The sequence below is a fragment of the Salmonella sp. 32070601201500089SM genome (assembly GCF_017573605.1).
Lineage (GTDB): Bacteria > Pseudomonadota > Gammaproteobacteria > Enterobacterales > Enterobacteriaceae > Salmonella > Salmonella enterica.
On record NZ_JAGETK010000004.1, the window covers coordinates 153,946 to 169,472 of the forward strand.

Genomic DNA, 15,527 nt, shown 5'->3' on the forward strand with positions numbered 1-15,527 from the left:
CAAGGTTTATAGTTTGGCGGCAAGCAGGTCTTCCAGTTTGCGCTGGTCAATGGCAAAAAGACGGATACCTTCCGACAGCTTCTCTACGGCCATCGCGTCCTGATTATGTTCCCAGCGGAACTCCGCTTCCGTCATTGGCGTAGGACGGTGGAACATCTGCGAGGAAGGCACCAGTTTACGGATTACCGGTTCTTCTTTTTCTTTCAGCTCTTTAAGCAGGTTAGGGGAGATAGTCAGTCGATCGCAGCCGGTTAGCGCGAGGATTTGCTCAGTACGGCGGAAACTTGCACCCATCACGATGGTTTCATAGCGATGTTGTTTAAAGTAATCGTAGATATTGCGTACCGATTTCACGCCGGGATCTTCCTCCACGACATACGGCTCCAGTGGACTACGCGCCTGATACCAGTCGTAAATTCGGCCCACGAACGGAGAGATTAAATAGACGCCCGCTTCGGCGCAGGCGCGCGCCTGGGCAAAAGAGAACAACAACGTCAGGTTGCAATTAATGCCTTCTTTTTCGAGCTGTTCGGCGGCGCGAATACCTTCCCAGGTCGCGGCGAGCTTGATCAGAATGCGTGATTTATCAACATCCTGCTGCTGGTAGAGATCCACCAGATGGCGTGCTTTCTCGATACTTTTTTCTTTATCGAACGATAACCGCGCGTCGACTTCAGTGGAGACGCGACCGGGAATACTTTTCAGTATTTCCGCGCCAAAATTAACCGCCAGTTTATCGCTGGCTGCTGCAACCTGCTGTTCCTGCGTACCGCCGTGTTTTTTTCCCCAGGCAATCGCATCCTCAATCAAATGACCATACTGCTCAAGCCCGGCGGCTTTTAACAGTAAAGAGGGATTTGTCGTGGCATCCTGCGGCTGGTAGTGGCGGATGGACTCGATGTCGCCGCTGTCGGCGACGACGGTAGTGAATTGTTTGATGCCGTCTAGCTGGTTCATAGGAAATACTCCTTGAAAAGTAAAGTGTTAGATGAGTGTGTTGATTCACACTTCTGAAAGATTGATACACTACATAACCAAAAAGCATAGCAGACAGGCATGGTATTGCTGGTATAAGCAGGTAACATGGCTGTTATAAGTTGATAACAAACTCTTGCGCCGCGTCGTGATAGTTTGCAGACCTTCAAAGTTTGTGTTGCGCAGTACGGTGATAATGTGCGGCGCACCAGGCCGCGTCACTTTTTGAACGATACGTGAAAGGAACAACAAAATGGATGAGCAGTTAAAACAAAGCGCCCTTGATTTCCACGAATTTCCGGTACCCGGTAAAATTCAGGTTTCTCCGACTAAGCCCCTTGCCACCCAACGCGATCTGGCGTTGGCTTACTCGCCAGGCGTGGCGGCGCCCTGCCTGGAAATCGAAAAAGATCCGCTGGCAGCCTACAAATACACCGCGCGCGGCAACCTTGTCGCGGTCATTTCCAACGGTACAGCGGTGCTGGGGTTAGGCAACATTGGCGCGCTGGCCGGCAAGCCGGTCATGGAAGGCAAAGGCGTTCTGTTTAAAAAATTCGCCGGCATCGATGTGTTTGACATTGAAGTCGATGAGCTTGATCCGGACAAATTTATCAATGTGGTCGCAGCGCTGGAGCCGACCTTTGGCGGCATTAACCTCGAAGACATTAAAGCGCCGGAATGTTTCTATATTGAACAGAAACTGCGCGAGCGCATGAACATCCCGGTTTTCCATGACGATCAGCACGGAACGGCGATCATCAGTACGGCCGCCATTCTTAATGGTCTGCGAGTCGTAGAGAAAAATATTTCCGACGTACGGATGGTCGTCTCCGGCGCAGGGGCGGCGGCAATCGCTTGTATGAACCTGCTGGTCGCGTTGGGGATGCAAAAGCACAACATCGTGGTGTGCGACTCTAAGGGCGTTATTTACAAAGGCCGTGAGCCGAATATGGCGGAGACCAAAGCGGCCTATGCGGTAGACGATAGCGGCAGGCGCACGCTGGATGAGGTCATTGACGGCGCGGATATTTTCCTCGGCTGTTCAGGCCCGAAAGTGCTGACTCAGGAGATGGTGAAGAAAATGGCCCGCGCGCCAATGATTCTGGCGCTGGCCAACCCGGAACCGGAAATTCTGCCGCCGCTGGCGAAAGAAGTGCGCCCGGACGCCATTATCTGTACCGGTCGTTCCGACTATCCGAACCAGGTGAACAACGTATTGTGCTTCCCGTTTATCTTCCGCGGCGCACTGGACGTCGGCGCGACGGCGATCAACGAAGAGATGAAACTGGCGGCGGTCCGTGCGATTGCCGAGCTGGCGCACGCCGAACAGAGCGAAGTGGTGGCCTCGGCCTATGGCGATCAGGACCTGAGCTTTGGGCCGGAATACATTATTCCGAAACCGTTTGACCCGCGTCTGATTGTCAAAATCGCTCCAGCGGTCGCGAAAGCGGCAATGGATTCCGGCGTGGCGACGCGCCCGATTGCTGACTTTGATGCCTATATCGATAAACTGACCGAGTTTGTCTACAAAACCAACCTGTTCATGAAGCCGATCTTCTCGCAGGCACGCAAAGATCCGAAGCGCGTAGTGCTGCCGGAAGGGGAAGAGGTGCGCGTGCTGCACGCAACCCAGGAGTTGATAACCCTGGGGCTGGCGAAGCCCATCCTGATCGGACGTCCGAGCGTGATCGAAATGCGTATCCAGAAACTGGGGCTACAGATCAAAGCGGGCGTTGATTTCGAGATCGTGAATAATGAATCCGATCCGCGCTTCAAAGAGTACTGGAGCGAGTATTACCAGATCATGAAGCGTCGCGGGGTAACTCAGGAACAGGCGCAGCGTGCGATGATCGGCAACCATACGGCCATTGGCGCGATCATGGTGCAGCGTGGGGAAGCGGATGCGATGATCTGCGGCACCATCGGCGACTACCATGAGCATTTCAGCGTCGTGAAAGCCGTCTTTGGCTACCGTGACGGCGTGCATACGGCAGGGGCGATGAACGCCTTACTGCTGCCAAGCGGCAACACTTTTATCGCCGATACTTATGTTAACGAAGATCCCACGCCGGAACAGTTGGCGGAGATCGCCGTAATGGCGGCGGAAACCGTTCGCCGCTTTGGTATTGAGCCGAAAGTCGCGCTGTTGTCGCACTCTAACTTTGGTTCCTCAAATTCGCTGTCCGCCAGCAAAATGCGCGAAACCCTTGAGCGGGTACGCGAACGAGCGCCCGATCTGATGATTGACGGTGAGATGCACGGTGATGCGGCGTTGGTGGAAAGTATTCGTAATGACCGGATGCCGGATAGCCCGCTGAAGGGAGCCGCCAATATTCTGGTGATGCCGAATATGGAAGCCGCTCGCATTAGTTACAACTTACTCCGCGTCTCCAGTTCCGAAGGCGTCACGGTCGGCCCGGTCCTGATGGGCGTGTCTAAACCCGTACATGTATTAACGCCGATCGCCTCTGTACGCCGTATCGTGAATATGGTGGCGTTAGCGGTAGTTGAAGCGCAAACCACGCCGCTTTAATAACGCATTACTCTCTCTTCTGGCGCAGGTTCTCCTGCGCTTTTTTATGCGCCGCTGGGCTTCGCCATGGCATGAAAGGCTCAGGTGGGGATATTCTGGAACCTGTTGCGTTACCCCTACTTATTTCACTGAATCTGTACTATGCACAAATCGAGTGATACGCATTATTTTTATCAATGGTAGTAATACAAAGAATAGTCGGTGAGTATTTATTGCGGAACAGGCTTAAATTCAGAATGACGCCTGAAAATGTGATGCACCACGATATTTATCGTTAACACCTTCGACAGAAGTCCCTTTTATTTTCTTTCTCTTAGTGATCTACCTCACCTTTTACATCACCTTGCCGAATTTTGTTATTTACTCCGACAAAAAATTGCCACGATGACGGCAGTTTCAGTGGAGACGGTGAGCAATGAATAAAGAACGCATTATTCAGGAATTTGTGCCGGGCAAACAGGTCACGCTGGCGCATCTCATTGCGCACCCTGGTGAAGAACTGGCGAAAAAGATCGGCGTTCCCGATGCTGGCGCTATTGGCATTATGACTTTAACGCCGGGGGAAACGGCGATGATCGCTGGCGATTTAGCGATGAAGGCTGCGGATGTACACATCGGTTTTCTCGACAGATTTAGCGGCGCGCTGGTGATTTATGGCACCGTCGGCGCAGTAGAAGAAGCGCTATTACAGACGGTCAGCGGACTGGGGCGATTATTAAACTTTACCCTGTGTGAGTTAACAAAAAGTTAATTGGTGGCGGTAATGAAACGTATTGCTTTTGTCGGCGCGGTCGGTGCCGGAAAGACAACGCTTTTTAACGCGTTACGGGGAAATTACTCCCTCGCCAGAAAAACGCAGGCCGTGGAATTTAATGATCATGGCGATATCGATACGCCGGGTGAATATTTTAGCCATCCCCGTTGGTATCACGCCTTAATTACCACGTTGCAGGATGTGGACACGCTGATTTATGTCCACGCGGCAAACGATAAAGAAAGTCGCTTACCTGCCGGGTTATTGGATGTTGGAACCCGTAAACGACATATCGCCGTTATCAGCAAAACGGACATGCCGGATGCCGACGTCGCCGCTACGCGGCAGTTGCTTTGCGAGATTGGATTCCGGGAGCCGATTTTCGAGCTCAACGGCCACGACCCGCAAAGCGTGCGGCAGTTGGTGGATTATCTGGCGGCTCTCAGTGAACAGGAGGAAGAGGCAGGTGAAAAAACTTATCACAGCTAACGATATTCGTGCGGCCCACGCCCGCGGCGAACAGGCGATGTCGGTAGTGCTGCGCGCCAGCATTATTACCCCGGAGGCTCGCGAAGTGGCGGAACTACTGGGCTTCACGATTACCGAATGCGACGAGTCCGTTCCGGCATCCACATCGGCGCAGGCGTGTAAAAACGAAAGCCAGCGCATTCGGGAAGCCATCATCGCGCAGCTCCCGGAAGGGCAGTTTACTGAAAGCCTGGTGGCGCAGTTGATGGAAAAAGTGCTGAAGGAAAAGCAGTCGTTGGAACTGGGGACGATGCAGCCGAGCTTTACCTCCGTCACGGGTAAAGGCGGCGTGAAAGTCATTGACGGCAGCAGCGTGAAATTTGGCCGCTTCGACGGCGCCGAACCGCACTGCGTCGGCTTAACCGATCTGGTTACAGAGCAGGACGGCAGCAGCATGGCCGCCGGGTTTATGCAGTGGGACAACGCCTTTTTTCCGTGGACGCTGAACTACGACGAAATCGACATGGTGCTGGAGGGCGAACTGCACGTACGCCATGAAGGCGAAACCATGATTGCCAAAGCCGGAGATGTCATGTTCATCCCTAAAGGCTCCAGCATTGAATTTGGCACGCCAACGTCCGTGCGCTTTCTGTACGTCGCCTGGCCTGCAAACTGGCAATCCGTATGAACGATTTCATCACCGAAACGTGGCTCAGAGCGAATCATACGCTCAGCGAAGGATCGGAAATCCATCTGCCCGCTGATGCACGACTGACGCCCTCGGCCCGGGAGCTGCTGGAAAGCCGCCGCCTGCGCATTAAGTTTCTGGATCCGCAAGGCCGGCTGTTTGTCGATGATGACGAACAGCAGCCGCAGCCGGTACATGGCTTAACCAGTAGCGATACGCACCCACAGGCCTGCTGTGAACTGTGCCGCCAGCCGGTGGTGAAAAAGCCCGATACGCTGACCCATCTGACGGCGGACAAAATGGTCGCCAAAAGCGACCCGCGCCTCGGCTTTCGCGCCGCGCTCGACAGCGCCATCGCGCTGACCGTGTGGCTACAAATCGAACTGGCGGAACCCTGGCAGCCGTGGCTTTTCGATATCCGCTCGCGGCTGGGCAACATTATGCGCGCCGACGCTATAGATGAACCACTGGCGGCGCAGTCTATCGTCGGGCTGAACGAGGATGAGCTGCATCGGCTTTCCCACCAGCCGCTGCGCTATCTCGACCACGATCACCTGGTGCCGGAGGCCAGTCACGGTCGCGATGCGGCGCTGCTTAATCTGCTGCGAACCAAAGTCCGCGAAACGGAAACCCTCGCCGCACAAGTGTTTATTACCCGTAGTTTTGAGGTCTTGCGCCCGGACATTTTACAGGCGCTGAACCGTCTCTCCAGCACGGTTTACGTGATGATGATTTTGAGCGTGGCGAAACATCCGCTGACGGTCGCCCAAATTCAACAACGGTTGGGAGAGAAGCCATGATCATTGAACGCGCCCGCGAACTGGCGGTACGCGCCCCCGCCAGAGTCGTCTTTCCTGATGCGCTGGACGAACGCGTGCTGAAAGCGGCGCATTACCTGCAACAGTACGGTCTGGCTCGCCCCGTTCTGGTCGCCAGTCCGTTTGCGCTGCGTCAGTTTGCCCTGAGTCATCGTATGGCGATGGATGGCATTCAGGTCATCGACCCACACAGCAACCTGAGTATGCGCCAGCGTTTTGCGCAACGCTGGCTCGCCCGTGCCGGAGAAAAAACGCCGCCGGACGCAGTGGAAAAGCTTAGCGACCCGCTAATGTTCGCTGCCGCCATGGTGAGCGCCGGTGAGGCTGATGTGTGTATCGCAGGCAACCTGTCGTCAACGGCGAACGTGCTGCGCGCAGGGCTGCGGGTGATTGGCCTGCAACCCGGGTGCAAAACATTGTCGTCTATTTTCCTGATGCTGCCGCAGTATGCCGGCCCGGCATTAGGGTTCGCCGATTGCAGCGTAGTGCCGCAGCCGACGGCGGCGCAGCTGGCGGATATCGCTATCGCCAGCGCCGACACCTGGCGGGCCATTACCGGCGAAGAGCCGCGCGTGGCGATGCTGTCATTTTCAAGCAAAGGCAGCGCCCGTCACCCCAATGTCGCCAACGTGCAGCAGGCGACAGAGCTCGTTCGCGAACGTGCGCCGCAACTGCTTGTGGACGGTGAATTGCAGTTTGACGCCGCTTTCGTCCCGGAGGTCGCCGCGCAAAAAGCGCCTGACAGCCCGCTGCAAGGCCGCGCCAACGTGATGATTTTCCCGTCGCTGGAGGCGGGCAATATTGGCTACAAAATCGCTCAGCGTCTGGGAGGCTATCGCGCTGTTGGGCCGCTAATTCAGGGGCTTGCCGCGCCGCTTCACGACCTCTCCCGAGGCTGTAGCGTGCAGGAAATTATCGAACTGGCGTTGGTGGCAGCCGTGCCGCGCCAGGCTGACGTGAGCCGCGAACGCAGCTTACACACACTGGTTGAATGAACGGTCCCGTTCTGGACCCCTTTAATGAGAGGAAAACACGATGGAAGCATTAGGAATGATTGAAACCCGGGGCCTGGTTGCGCTGATTGAGGCCTCAGATGCGATGGTAAAAGCCGCACGCGTGAAGCTGGTCGGCGTGAAGCAGATTGGCGGTGGCCTGTGTACGGCCATGGTGCGTGGCGACGTGGCGGCGTGCAAAGCCGCAACCGATGCTGGCGCCGCTGCGGCGCAGCGCATTGGCGAGCTGGTCTCTGTACACGTGATTCCACGCCCGCACGGCGATCTGGAAGAAGTGTTCCCGATCAGCTTCAAAGGCGACAGCAACATTTGATGGTAGGCCGGATAAGACGCGCAGCGTCGCCATCCGGCATGAATGCGCGCCATTGCCTGATGGTGCGCAGATTCAAGGCCTACGACCCAACGGGCAATCCATGGAGGCGGATATGAAACTGGCAGTCGTCACAGGACAAATCGTATGTACCGTCCGCCATCAGGGACTGGCGCATGACAAATTGCTGATGGTGGAAATGATCGATGCCCAGGGCAACCCCGACGGGCAGTGTGCCGTCGCCATCGACAGTATCGGGGCGGGAACCGGAGAGTGGGTACTGCTGGTCAGCGGCAGTTCCGCACGCCAGGCGCATCGCAGCGAATTATCACCGGTCGATCTGTGCGTCATTGGCATCGTCGATGAAGTGGTGGCTGGCGGGAAAGTGGTTTTCCATAAATAGGATTGAACATCATGAATCAACAGGATATTGAACAGGTGGTGAAAGCGGTACTGCTGAAAATGAAAGACAGCAGCCAGCCGGCCAGTACTGTTCATGAGATGGGCGTTTTTGCCTCCCTGGATGACGCAGTGGCGGCAGCAAAACGGGCCCAGCAGGGGCTGAAGAGCGTGGCGATGCGCCAGCTTGCCATTCATGCCATTCGCGAAGCGGGCGAAAAACACGCCCGAGAATTAGCGGAACTTGCCGTCAGCGAAACCGGCATGGGACGCGTTGACGATAAATTTGCCAAAAACGTGGCGCAGGCGCGCGGCACGCCGGGCGTCGAGTGTTTATCTCCGCAGGTGCTGACCGGCGATAACGGCCTGACGCTGATTGAAAATGCGCCGTGGGGCGTGGTGGCCTCGGTCACGCCGTCCACCAATCCGGCGGCGACGGTGATTAATAACGCCATCAGCCTGATTGCCGCAGGCAACAGCGTCGTGTTTGCCCCGCATCCGGCGGCGAAAAAGGTCTCTCAGCGGGCAATCACTCTCCTCAATCAGGCGGTGGTCGCCGCCGGTGGCCCGGAAAATTTGCTGGTCACCGTGGCGAACCCGGATATCGAAACCGCCCAGCGGTTGTTCAAATATCCCGGTATTGGCCTGCTGGTGGTGACTGGCGGCGAAGCGGTGGTGGACGCGGCGCGTAAACATACTAATAAACGCCTGATCGCCGCCGGTGCCGGTAATCCCCCGGTGGTGGTGGATGAGACCGCCGACCTGCCGCGCGCTGCACAATCCATCGTCAAAGGCGCGTCGTTTGATAACAACATCATCTGTGCCGACGAAAAAGTGCTGATTGTGGTGGATAGCGTCGCCGACGAGCTGATGCGTCTGATGGAAGGTCAGCACGCGGTGAAACTGACCGCCGCTCAGGCCGAACAGCTCCAGCCGGTGCTGCTGAAGAATATCGATGAACGCGGCAAAGGCACCGTCAGCCGTGACTGGGTCGGTCGTGACGCGGGCAAGATCGCCGCAGCCATCGGCCTGAACGTCCCGGATCAAACGCGCCTGCTGTTTGTGGAAACGCCCGCCAACCATCCGTTTGCCGTTACTGAAATGATGATGCCGGTACTGCCGGTGGTGCGGGTCGCCAACGTCGAAGAAGCCATCGCCCTGGCGGTTCAGCTTGAAGGCGGTTGCCACCATACGGCGGCGATGCACTCGCGCAATATCGACAACATGAACCAGATGGCGAACGCCATCGACACCAGCATTTTCGTCAAAAACGGGCCGTGCATTGCCGGGCTTGGATTGGGCGGAGAAGGCTGGACCACCATGACTATCACTACGCCAACCGGCGAAGGGGTGACCAGCGCGCGTACCTTTGTGCGGCTGCGTCGATGCGTGCTGGTGGATGCGTTTCGCATTGTATAAGGGATGACTCATGGCGCACGACGAACAACTCTGGCTCACCCCAAGACTGCAAAAAGCGGCGGCCCTGTGTAACCAGACGCCCGCCGCCAGCGATACACCGCTGTGGCTGGGCGTCGATTTGGGCACCTGCGACGTGGTGTCGATGGTGGTCGACGGCAACGCCCAGCCGGTGGCGGTATGCCTTGACTGGGCCGACGTTGTGCGTGACGGCATCGTCTGGGATTTCTTCGGCGCCGTCACCCTCGTGCGCCGCCATCTCGACACCCTTGAACAGCAGCTCGGCTGCCGCTTTACCCACGCGGCGACCTCGTTTCCGCCAGGCACCGACCCGCGTATTTCGATCAACGTGCTGGAGTCTGCCGGGTTAGAAGTCAGCCATGTACTGGATGAACCGACGGCGGTAGCGGATCTGCTGGCGCTTGATAATGCAGGCGTGGTGGATATTGGCGGCGGCACTACCGGCATTGCCATCGTCAAACAGGGCAAGGTGACTTACTCCGCCGATGAAGCCACTGGCGGGCACCATATCTCCCTGACGCTGGCGGGCAACCGCCGTATTCCCCTGGAAGAGGCGGAACAGTACAAGCGCAGCAATGAGCAGGAGATTTGGCCGGTAGTGAAGCCGGTGTACGAAAAGATGGCGGAAATCGTTGCTCGCCACATTGAAGGGCAAGGAATTGCTGATTTATGGCTGGCGGGCGGTTCCTGTATGCAGCCGGGCGTGGAGGCGTTATTTCGCCAGCGTTTCCCGGAGTTACAGGTGCATTTACCGCAGCACAGCCTGTTTATGACCCCGCTGGCGATAGCTAACAGCGGGAGAGCGAAAGCGGAGGGACTCTATGCAAGCTGAACTACAGACGGCGCTGTTTCAGGCATTCGACACCCTGAATCTGCAACGGGTGAAAACGTTCAGCGTACCGCCGGTCACGCTGTGCGGACTTGGGGCGCTCGGCGCCTGCGGCCAGGAAGCGCAAGCGCGAGGCGTAAGCCATCTGTTTGTGATGGTCGACAGCTTCCTGCATCAGGCGGGAATGACCGCGCCGCTGGCACGCAGCCTGGCGATGAAAGGCGTGGCGATGACGGTCTGGCCGTGTCCGCCAGGCGAGCCGTGCATCACCGATGTTTGCGCGGCGGTGGCGCAACTGCGTGAGGCGGCGTGCGACGGCGTAGTGGCCTTTGGCGGCGGTTCGGTGCTGGACGCGGCGAAAGCGGTCGCCCTGCTGGTGACTAACCCTGACCAGACGCTGAGCGCCATGACCGAGCGCAGTACATTACGCCCGCGTCTGCCGCTGATTGCGGTGCCGACCACCGCCGGAACCGGTTCTGAAACCACCAACGTGACGGTGATTATCGACGCGGTCAGCGGGCGCAAGCAGGTGCTGGCGCACGCGTCACTAATGCCGGACGTGGCGATTCTTGATGCTGCCGTGACCGAAGGCGTTCCGCCAAACGTGACGGCGATGACCGGTATCGATGCGTTGACGCATGCGATTGAGGCCTACAGCGCGCTCAACGCCACGCCGTTTACCGACAGCCTGGCGATTGGCGCGATAGCGATGATTGGCAAATCGCTGCCGAAAGCCGTGGGTTACGGCCACGATCTGGCGGCGCGTGAAAATATGTTGCTGGCCTCCTGTATGGCGGGAATGGCCTTTTCCAGCGCCGGTTTGGGGCTGTGTCATGCGATGGCGCATCAGCCAGGAGCGGCGCTGCATATTCCGCACGGCCAGGCCAACGCCATGCTGCTGCCAACAGTCATGGGCTTTAACCGGATGGTTTGCCGCGAGCGCTTCAGTCAAATCGGTCGGGCGTTAACCAATAAGAAATCGGACGATCGCGATGCGATTGCGGCGGTGTGCGAGCTGATTGCCGAAGTGGGACAGAGCAAACGGCTGGCTGACGCTGGCGCCAAACCCGAACACTACAGAGCGTGGGCGCAAGCCGCGCTGGAGGATATTTGTCTGCGCAGTAACCCACGCACCGCCACACAGGCACAGATTATCGACCTGTACGCGGCTGCCGGGTAATGCCTGTAGGCCGGATAAGGTGCTCGCACCGCCATCCGGCAATAACACGGCGTTAATGCCGGAGGCGACGTAAACGTCTTATCCGGCCTACAAATCATAAATGGCAGGGAGTAAGGGCTATGGGAATTAACGAAATCATCATGTACATCATGATGTTCTTTATGCTGATTGCCGCCGTGGACAGAATCCTGTCGCAGTTCGGCGGGTCGGCGCGCTTCCTCGGTAAATTTGGCAAGAGTATCGAGGGGTCTGGCGGCCAGTTTGAAGAGGGCTTTATGGCGATGGGCGCGTTGGGACTGGCGATGGTCGGTATGACCGCGCTGGCGCCGGTGCTGGCGCATGTACTGGGGCCGGTTATTATCCCGGTATACGAAATGCTGGGCGCGAACCCATCCATGTTCGCGGGTACGCTGCTGGCCTGTGATATGGGCGGATTCTTCCTCGCCAAAGAGCTGGCCGGCGGTGATGTCGCGGCGTGGCTATACTCAGGGTTAATACTTGGGTCGATGATGGGGCCGACCATTGTGTTCTCCATTCCGGTGGCGCTCGGCATTATCGAACCGTCTGACCGCCGCTACCTGGCGCTTGGCGTACTCGCGGGTATCGTCACCATTCCCATTGGCTGCATTGCGGGGGGACTGATCGCCATGTACTCAGGCGTGCAGATCAATGGTCAGCCAGTGGAGTTTACCTTCGCGCTGATCCTGATGAACATGATCCCGGTCTTGATCGTCGCGGTGCTGGTAGCGCTGGGGCTGAAGTTCATCCCGGAAAAAATGATCAACGGTTTCCAGATTTTCGCCAAATTTCTGGTGGCGCTGATCACCATCGGTCTGGCGGCTGCGGTGGTTAAATTCCTGTTGGGTTGGGAGTTGATTCCGGGACTCGACCCGATCTTTATGGCGCCAGGCGACAAACCCGGCGAAGTGATGCGCGCCATTGAAGTGATCGGCTCTATCTCCTGCGTGCTGCTTGGCGCGTATCCGATGGTGCTGTTACTGACCCGCTGGTTTGAAAAACCGTTGATGAATGTCGGTAAACTGCTGAACGTAAATAATATTGCGGCGGCAGGCATGGTAGCGACCCTGGCGAACAATATCCCCATGTTCGGCATGATGAAGCAGATGGATACCCGCGGCAAAGTGATTAACTGCGCATTTGCCGTCTCTGCGGCGTTCGCGCTGGGCGACCATTTAGGCTTCGCCGCCGCCAACATGAACGCCATGATCTTCCCGATGATTGTCGGCAAGCTGATCGGCGGCGTGACGGCGATTGGCGTGGCGATGATGCTGGTGCCGAAAGATGACGCCGCCCAGGTGAAAACCGAAGCGGAGGCGCAATCGTGAACACTCGCCAGCTACTGAGCGTCGGTATCGATATCGGCACCACCACCACGCAGGTGATCTTCTCGCGCCTGGAGTTGGTTAACCGTGCGGCGGTGTCGCAGGTGCCGCGCTACGAATTCATCAAACGCGACATTAGCTGGCAAAGCCCGGTCTTCTTTACGCCCGTGGATAAGCAGGGCGGTCTGAAAGAGGCCGAACTTAAAGCGCTGATTCTGGCCCAGTATCAGGCCGCAGGCATCGCGCCTGAATCGGTGGACTCAGGGGCTATCATTATCACCGGCGAAAGCGCCAAAACCCGCAACGCCCGTCCGGCGGTCATGACGCTCTCGCAGTCGCTGGGCGACTTTGTGGTCGCCAGCGCCGGGCCGCATCTGGAATCGGTCATTGCCGGTTACGGCGCCGGAGCGCAAAGCTTGTCTGAGCAGCGGATGTGTCGGGTGTTGAATATTGATATCGGCGGCGGCACGTCTAACTACGCGCTGTTTGACGCGGGAAAAGTCAGCGGCACCGCCTGCCTTAACGTCGGTGGTCGCCTGCTGGAAACCGATGCTCAGGGGCGCGTGGTTTATGCCCATCAGCCGGGGCAGATGATTATCGATGAGGTGTTCGGTTCGGGTACTGATGCTCGCGCCTTAGCTGCCGCACAGTTGGGACAGGTGGCGCGGCGGATGGCGGATCTCATCGTCGAGGTTATCACTGGCGCGCTCTCGCCGCTGGCGCAATCGCTGATGCAAACCGGGCTGCTGCCCGCCGATATTACGCCAGAGGTGATCACCCTTTCCGGTGGGGTAGGTGAATGCTACCGCAACCAACCTGCCGATCCGTTCTGCTTTTCTGATATCGGGCCGCTGCTGGCGACCGCGCTGCATGAGCACCCGCGTCTGCGCGAGATGAACGTGCAGTTTCCGGCGCAAACCGTGCGCGCCACGGTGATTGGCGCGGGGGCCCATACGCTCTCGCTTTCCGGCAGTACTATCTGGCTGGAAGACGTCCAACTGCCGCTGCGCAACCTGCCGGTGGCGATCCCGCAGGATGACGCCGATCTGGTGAACGCCTGGCGGCAGGCGCTTCTCCAGCTTGATCTCGACCCGCAAACCGACGCTTACGTGCTGGCGCTTCCCGCCACGCTTCCGGTGCGTTACGCCGCATTACTCACGGTCATCAACGCGCTGACGGCTTTTGTCGCGCGTTATCCCAATCCACATCCCCTGCTGGTGGTGGCCGAGCAGGATTTTGGTAAAGCGCTGGGCATGTTATTGCGCCCACAGTTACCGCAACTTCCGCTGGCGGTCATCGATGAGGTGGTCGTGCGGGCGGGAGACTATATCGACATTGGTACGCCTCTTTTTGGCGGATCGGTTGTGCCGGTGACGGTGAAATCACTCGCATTTCCTTCCTGAGGGAACGACTTATGAAACTAAAGACCACATTGTTCGGCAATGTTTATCAGTTTAAGGATGTAAAAGAGGTACTGGCTAAAGCCAACGAACTGCGTTCGGGGGATGTGCTGGCCGGGGTTGCCGCGGCAAGTTCGCAGGAGCGCGTAGCGGCAAAACAGGTACTGTCGGAAATGACGGTGGCGGATATCCGCAACAATCCGGTGATTGCCTATGAAGAGGACTGCGTGACGCGCCTGATTCAGGATGACGTCAACGAAACGGCCTATAACCGGATTAAAAACTGGAGCATCAGCGAACTGCGCGAATACGTACTGAGCGATGAAACCTCCGTGGACGATATCGCGTTTACCCGCAAAGGGCTGACCTCCGAAGTGGTGGCGGCAGTGGCGAAAATCTGCTCCAACGCCGACCTGATCTACGGCGGCAAGAAAATGCCGGTGATCAAAAAAGCCAATACCACCATCGGTATTCCGGGCACCTTTAGCTGCCGTTTGCAGCCGAACGATACCCGTGACGATGTACAGAGTATCGCCGCGCAAATCTACGAAGGGCTTTCTTTCGGCGCAGGCGATGCGGTGATCGGCGTTAACCCGGTGACCGATGACGTGGAGAACCTGACCCGCGTGCTCGACACCGTTTACGGCGTTATCGATAAATTCAATATTCCGACCCAGGGCTGCGTGCTGGCGCACGTCACCACCCAGATCGAAGCGATTCGTCGCGGCGCGCCGGGCGGACTGATTTTCCAGAGCATTTGCGGCAGCGAGAAGGGCTTAAAAGAGTTCGGCGTCGAGCTGGCCATGCTCGACGAAGCGCGGGCTGTGGGGGCGGAGTTCAACCGCATCGCCGGGGAAAACTGCCTGTACTTTGAAACCGGGCAAGGGTCTGCGCTCTCCGCAGGCGCGAACTTTGGTGCCGACCAGGTGACGATGGAAGCGCGTAACTACGGGCTGGCGCGCCACTACGATCCGTTCCTGGTGAACACCGTGGTGGGCTTTATCGGGCCGGAGTATCTCTACAACGACAGGCAGATTATCCGCGCCGGTCTCGAAGATCACTTTATGGGCAAGCTGAGCGGCATATCCATGGGCTGCGACTGCTGCTATACCAACCATGCCGACGCCGACCAGAACCTTAACGAAAACCTGATGATTCTGCTCGCCACTGCCGGCTGTAACTACATCATGGGGATGCCGCTCGGCGACGACATCATGCTCAACTACCAGACCACCGCTTTCCACGATACCGCCACCGTCCGTCAGTTGCTGAATTTACGGCCATCGCCGGAGTTTGAACGCTGGCTGGAAACGATGGGCATTATGGCAAACGGTCGTCTGACCAAACGGGCGGGCGATCCGTCACTGTTCTTCTGATGAC

15 protein-coding genes are annotated in these 15,527 nt (G+C 57.6%); 14 read left to right on the forward strand and 1 reads right to left on the reverse strand.

What is annotated here, in order from left to right; all coding sequences use genetic code 11:
* Positions 1-6: 6 nt before the first annotated feature.
* Complete coding sequence (tal, locus tag J4728_RS08675) at positions 7-957, reverse strand: transaldolase (protein WP_001072435.1); 951 nt, start codon at positions 955-957, stop codon at positions 7-9.
* 271 nt (positions 958-1,228) lie between these two features.
* Between tal and maeB the strand changes: the two genes are divergently transcribed.
* From maeB to eutB, 14 genes are all read left to right on the forward strand, one after another.
* On the forward strand, positions 1,229-3,508 hold the full coding sequence (gene maeB, locus J4728_RS08680) for an NADP-dependent oxaloacetate-decarboxylating malate dehydrogenase (protein WP_208211603.1): 2,280 nt from the start codon (positions 1,229-1,231) through the stop codon (positions 3,506-3,508).
* A gap of 415 nt (positions 3,509-3,923) precedes the next feature.
* A complete protein-coding gene (gene eutS, locus J4728_RS08685; RefSeq protein WP_001031445.1) occupies positions 3,924-4,259 on the forward strand; it encodes an ethanolamine utilization microcompartment protein EutS in 336 nt (111 codons plus the stop codon).
* A gap of 12 nt (positions 4,260-4,271) precedes the next feature.
* The gene (gene eutP, locus J4728_RS08690) at positions 4,272-4,751 is read left to right on the forward strand and encodes an ethanolamine utilization acetate kinase EutP (protein ID WP_000820751.1); all 480 of its coding nucleotides are present in this window, start codon (positions 4,272-4,274) and stop codon (positions 4,749-4,751) included.
* Positions 4,729-5,418, forward strand: coding sequence for an ethanolamine utilization acetate kinase EutQ (gene eutQ / locus J4728_RS08695; protein ID WP_000733864.1), 690 nt, complete (start codon positions 4,729-4,731; stop codon positions 5,416-5,418). The genes eutP and eutQ overlap by 23 nt, the downstream gene beginning before the upstream one ends.
* A complete protein-coding gene (gene eutT, locus J4728_RS08700; protein WP_000997656.1) occupies positions 5,415-6,218 on the forward strand; it encodes an ethanolamine utilization cob(I)yrinic acid a,c-diamide adenosyltransferase EutT in 804 nt (267 codons plus the stop codon). Before eutQ ends, eutT begins: the two co-directional genes overlap by 4 nt.
* Entirely contained in the window at positions 6,215-7,231 is a 1,017-nt protein-coding gene (gene pta, locus J4728_RS08705; protein WP_023203843.1) for a phosphate acetyltransferase, read from the forward strand. Before eutT ends, pta begins: the two co-directional genes overlap by 4 nt.
* Before the next feature lie 40 nt (positions 7,232-7,271).
* The gene (gene eutM / locus J4728_RS08710; RefSeq protein WP_000387716.1) at positions 7,272-7,562 is read left to right on the forward strand and encodes an ethanolamine utilization microcompartment protein EutM; all 291 of its coding nucleotides are present in this window, start codon (positions 7,272-7,274) and stop codon (positions 7,560-7,562) included.
* Between the two features lie 112 nt (positions 7,563-7,674).
* Positions 7,675-7,962, forward strand: coding sequence for an ethanolamine utilization microcompartment protein EutN (gene eutN, locus J4728_RS08715; RefSeq protein ID WP_001522340.1), 288 nt, complete (start codon positions 7,675-7,677; stop codon positions 7,960-7,962).
* Between the two features lie 11 nt (positions 7,963-7,973).
* Positions 7,974-9,377 carry an aldehyde dehydrogenase family protein gene (locus tag J4728_RS08720; protein ID WP_001075640.1) on the forward strand — a complete coding sequence of 468 codons (1,404 nt, stop codon included), beginning with the start codon at positions 7,974-7,976 and terminating at the stop codon, positions 9,375-9,377.
* A 10-nt stretch (positions 9,378-9,387) separates the two neighbouring features.
* A complete protein-coding gene (eutJ, locus tag J4728_RS08725) occupies positions 9,388-10,227 on the forward strand; it encodes an ethanolamine utilization protein EutJ (RefSeq protein ID WP_000929676.1) in 840 nt (279 codons plus the stop codon).
* Complete coding sequence (gene eutG / locus J4728_RS08730) at positions 10,217-11,404, forward strand: ethanolamine utilization ethanol dehydrogenase EutG (RefSeq protein WP_208211605.1); 1,188 nt, start codon at positions 10,217-10,219, stop codon at positions 11,402-11,404. Before eutJ ends, eutG begins: the two co-directional genes overlap by 11 nt.
* Before the next feature lie 119 nt (positions 11,405-11,523).
* Entirely contained in the window at positions 11,524-12,750 is a 1,227-nt protein-coding gene (gene eutH, locus J4728_RS08735; protein ID WP_000512359.1) for an ethanolamine utilization protein EutH, read from the forward strand.
* Positions 12,747-14,150: an ethanolamine ammonia-lyase reactivating factor EutA gene (eutA, locus tag J4728_RS08740; protein WP_001097530.1), complete on the forward strand. Its 1,404-nt coding sequence runs from the start codon at positions 12,747-12,749 to the stop codon at positions 14,148-14,150. Before eutH ends, eutA begins: the two co-directional genes overlap by 4 nt.
* An 11-nt stretch (positions 14,151-14,161) precedes the next feature.
* Positions 14,162-15,523: an ethanolamine ammonia-lyase subunit alpha gene (gene eutB, locus J4728_RS08745; protein ID WP_000769990.1), complete on the forward strand. Its 1,362-nt coding sequence runs from the start codon at positions 14,162-14,164 to the stop codon at positions 15,521-15,523.
* The last annotated feature ends 4 nt before the right edge of the window (positions 15,524-15,527 follow it).

Bases quoted from the DNA above. Each gene is read 5' to 3' on its own strand.
- tal (WP_001072435.1), bottom strand. From the start codon at position 957: ATGAACCAGCTAGACGGCATCAAACAATTCACTACCGTCGTCGCCGAC.
- eutS (WP_001031445.1), top strand. From the start codon at position 3,924: ATGAATAAAGAACGCATTATTCAGGAATTTGTGCCGGGCAAACAGGTC.
- maeB (WP_208211603.1), top strand. From the start codon at position 1,229: ATGGATGAGCAGTTAAAACAAAGCGCCCTTGATTTCCACGAATTTCCG.
- J4728_RS08720 (WP_001075640.1), top strand. From the start codon at position 7,974: ATGAATCAACAGGATATTGAACAGGTGGTGAAAGCGGTACTGCTGAAA.
- eutB (WP_000769990.1), top strand. From the start codon at position 14,162: ATGAAACTAAAGACCACATTGTTCGGCAATGTTTATCAGTTTAAGGAT.
- pta (WP_023203843.1), top strand. From the start codon at position 6,215: ATGATCATTGAACGCGCCCGCGAACTGGCGGTACGCGCCCCCGCCAGA.
- eutJ (WP_000929676.1), top strand. From the start codon at position 9,388: ATGGCGCACGACGAACAACTCTGGCTCACCCCAAGACTGCAAAAAGCG.
- eutH (WP_000512359.1), top strand. From the start codon at position 11,524: ATGGGAATTAACGAAATCATCATGTACATCATGATGTTCTTTATGCTG.
- eutN (WP_001522340.1), top strand. From the start codon at position 7,675: ATGAAACTGGCAGTCGTCACAGGACAAATCGTATGTACCGTCCGCCAT.
- eutT (WP_000997656.1), top strand. From the start codon at position 5,415: ATGAACGATTTCATCACCGAAACGTGGCTCAGAGCGAATCATACGCTC.
- eutM (WP_000387716.1), top strand. From the start codon at position 7,272: ATGGAAGCATTAGGAATGATTGAAACCCGGGGCCTGGTTGCGCTGATT.
- eutG (WP_208211605.1), top strand. From the start codon at position 10,217: ATGCAAGCTGAACTACAGACGGCGCTGTTTCAGGCATTCGACACCCTG.
- eutP (WP_000820751.1), top strand. From the start codon at position 4,272: ATGAAACGTATTGCTTTTGTCGGCGCGGTCGGTGCCGGAAAGACAACG.